At 66.7% G+C, this 501-nt stretch carries 1 protein-coding gene; it reads right to left on the bottom strand.

Features of this window, described 5'->3' with window-relative positions:
• Positions 1 to 208: 208 nt before the first annotated feature.
• Positions 209 to 501: hypothetical protein (locus TsocGM_RS26405; RefSeq protein ID WP_158633767.1), on the bottom strand; the 293-nt coding region annotated here is incomplete at its 5' end.

Below are 501 nucleotides of genomic sequence, written 5' to 3'. Positions count from 1 at the left end.
ATGGTGAAGCCGGTCTCGGATCGGGCGACGATGGTGGCGGCCATGGCGGTGGCTCCCGGAGTGTGAGGGGAGCCCCAGCATAGGCGGACGAACCGGCCCGATCTACATCATTCGTCGGTCACACCCCCGGTCTCCGACCATAAGGCCCATTATCAGACGAAATGGTGGGAGTGATCGAGGCCCTTGAGGGCCTCGTCGGGTGTCGGGTTTACTGGGACGTGACCCGTTCGAGGACGATGTCGTCGATGAAGGAGGTGCTGGCGCCGCCGGAGGAGTTGATTCCGACGAAGGAGAGGGTGTGGAGCCCGGCCAAAAGGCTCAGCACCAGGCTGCGTGCTTCATACGAGGTGCCGGCCGGTTGGACGCGGGCCAACTCGACGCCGTCGAGGAGCACGGCGAAGTCGTGGGCGCCGGCCTGGTAGTTGCCGCGCTGGGCGGCTCGGAAGCGGAGGCGGTAAGAGCCGGCGGCGTTGGCGGGGATGGAGAGCGTCTGGGAGACGG

The organism is Tautonia sociabilis, from assembly GCF_003977685.1.
GTDB lineage: Bacteria > Planctomycetota > Planctomycetia > Isosphaerales > Isosphaeraceae > Tautonia > Tautonia sociabilis.
The sequence above is the reverse complement of the archived record's forward strand: the minus strand, read 5'-3'. Positions and strand labels throughout refer to the sequence as shown.